The sequence below is a fragment of the Microcoleus sp. PH2017_12_PCY_D_A genome (assembly GCF_020738565.1).
Classification (GTDB): Bacteria; Cyanobacteriota; Cyanobacteriia; order Cyanobacteriales; family Microcoleaceae; genus Microcoleus.
Genome location: NZ_JAEQCI010000029.1, coordinates 101,217 through 103,688, shown reverse-complemented (window position 1 = coordinate 103,688; position 2,472 = coordinate 101,217). Strand labels below are relative to the sequence as shown.

3 protein-coding genes are annotated in these 2,472 nt (G+C 45.9%); 1 reads left to right on the top strand and 2 read right to left on the bottom strand.

Annotated features, from left to right (window positions below):
- Window positions 1–238 precede the first annotated feature (238 nt).
- Together JGK39_RS08815 and JGK39_RS08810 are read right to left on the bottom strand one after the other, a co-directional pair.
- A complete protein-coding gene (locus tag JGK39_RS08815) occupies window positions 239–661 on the bottom strand; it encodes an NUDIX hydrolase (RefSeq protein ID WP_293250836.1) in 423 nt (140 codons plus the stop codon).
- A 187-nt stretch (window positions 662–848) separates the two neighbouring features.
- Complete coding sequence (locus JGK39_RS08810; protein ID WP_293250833.1) at window positions 849–1,280, bottom strand: DNA-binding protein; 432 nt, start codon at window positions 1,278–1,280, stop codon at window positions 849–851.
- Window positions 1,281–1,424: 144 nt separating this feature from the next.
- Between JGK39_RS08810 and folD the strand changes: the two genes are divergently transcribed.
- Window positions 1,425–2,300: a bifunctional methylenetetrahydrofolate dehydrogenase/methenyltetrahydrofolate cyclohydrolase FolD gene (gene folD / locus JGK39_RS08805; RefSeq protein WP_293250830.1), complete on the top strand. Its 876-nt coding sequence runs from the start codon at window positions 1,425–1,427 to the stop codon at window positions 2,298–2,300.
- The last annotated feature ends 172 nt before the right edge of the window (window positions 2,301–2,472 follow it).

Genomic DNA, 2,472 nt, shown 5'->3' with positions numbered 1-2,472 from the left:
TGCTGCTCGCTCTTAACTGCTAAAAACCTGAAATGTAGGGTGCGCAGTGCGCACCTTACGACGGAGGCCAAACGGGAATGATTGCTGCTCGCTCTTAACCGCTAAAAACCTGAAATGTAGGGTGCGCAGTGCGCACCTTACGACTAAGCTATTGTGCATTTAGTTTTTACCTTTGGGGTGGGCTTCTTGCCCACCCCACAAGAATTTCAAAAATCAGGGACAACTTATAAGTAGAGTCTCAAATCGACTCAATAAAATTCAATAAAATCCGCTGGTGAGGAATGCCGAAAGGTCGCACATCTCCAGACTTTTCAGAATAGCATTTACCAGCCCGAATATCCTCGGCTGTCAACAACTCCATATCCCAACCCTCCTGCAAAACTAAATCCTTGACATCCGCAGTAAGTTGTGAGTGAAAAACATAGCGCACAACATCTCCTTCGACATCGCGACAGAAAAAAGAAACAGTTGCAGGAACCCAGCCAATTTCCTCTACTAATTCCCGCAGCAAAGCAACTTCCGCAGTTTCTCCAGGTTCCAAGTGTCCGCCAAACAAAGCCCAATGTCCGGGATATCTGATATTAGGAATATCGTCCCGCAACTGGCAGAGAAACTTGCCGTTTTTGTGTAAAATGGCGATCGCAACGTGAATTTTAGTCATCAACAAATACGGTTTGTAGTGCGGACTTCAGTCCGCAACATGAAAGCGGACTGAAGTCCGCACTACAAGCATAACTGAATTATCGGAATAAAACGGTTTGTAGTGCGGACTTCAGTCCGCAACATGAAAGCGGACTGAAGTCCGCACTACAAGCATAACTGAATTATCGGAATAAATGAGCATTTTGCTATTTGGCTTTATCAGCCGCTGGAGTGCGTTTTAATTGTTCCATTTCCTCAATATAAACTTCACCTAAATCTTGATTTGCCAATTCCTTCACAGTAATACTCTTGTAGCGAACTTCTCCCTTAAGCAACACTTCATCACCAAGCTTCGGCAAAGCTTGCTTAGTTAAAATCCAAATTTTACCAGTACCGTCTTGAATTTGATAAGCCGCATTCCCCACAAACGGAGCGCGATTTTCAACCTTTCCCCGGAGATAAACTTCACCATCGACTTGCCGCTTTTGTTGAATGTCGCCAATACTAGCAACATTCAAACCGAGATTGAGTTGAGACATGGGTACATTGCCACAACTGAGCAAACCGCTAGTCAGTATTAGCAATAAAGAGCCTATGGAGTATCTTTGAATCCAAACTTGCTGAATTACAGTAGTCATTTGTCAAAGGATTTGATATTTTAGATTGACTTACTTTAACAGAATCCTCAGAGTCGATCGCAAGTCAGAAATTTCTCGCTTTGCAATCCTTGACGGCAGTTAAGCTAAAATCTAAAATCGTCAGCCCCTAACCCAGAGTCTACAATGGATGCCAAAACTGCTCAAATACTAGATGGCAAAGCTTTAGCGACAAAGATTCAAAGCGCACTGAGCGATCGAGTCCGCGCCCTACAGCCCCAGATGGGGCGTCCTCCGGGACTTGCGGTGCTGATGGTGGGAGACAACCCAGCCAGCGCGGCCTACGTTCGCAACAAAGAGCGAGCCTGCGCTAAAGTTGGCATAGCTTCCTTCGGCCAGCATTACCCAGCAAACGCCACTCAAGCGGAACTTGAACTTGCAATTCATGCACTCAACGAGGACGATCGAGTAGACGGCATTTTAGTTCAATTACCGCTACCAGAACACTTAGATGCAATTTCGCTGCTGTACCAAATTGCGCCTGACAAAGATGCTGACGGACTTCACCCGGTAAATTTAGGCAGCTTGGTGCGCGGTGAGCAAGGTTTGCGGAGTTGTACTCCCGCCGGAGTGATGCGGTTATTGCAAGAATACCAGATTGAGTTGAAAGGAAAAAATGCTGTTGTTTTGGGCCGCAGTATTTTGGTAGGTAAACCGATGGCGCTGATGCTGTTAGAAGCCGATTGCACTGTTACTGTAGCTCATTCGCGATCGCAAAACCTAGAATCAATTACCAGCCAAGCCGATATTTTAATAGCCGCCGTCGGCCGCACAGAAATGATTGCAGCTAATATGGTCAAACCGGGAGCAGTTGTAATTGATGTTGGTATTAACCGCGTCGTGAATGCAGACGGTACGAGCCGTTTGGCCGGAGATGTAGATTTTGATGCTGTGAAAACAGTAGCAGGATTGATTACGCCGGTGCCGGGAGGAATCGGGCCGATGACTGTTGCTATGTTGTTGGAAAATACGGTTTCTAGTTATACGAAAAAGATGGTTTGACCAGCGAATAGCGGTAAGGTGTGCAGTGCCCACCCTACATATAGAGGTTATGTGATTTATTCAGGTAAGGTGTGCAGTGCCCACCCTACATATAGAGGTTATGTGATTTATTCAGGTAAGCTGCGCAGTGCCCACCCTACATATAGAGGTTATGTGATTTATTCAGGTAAGC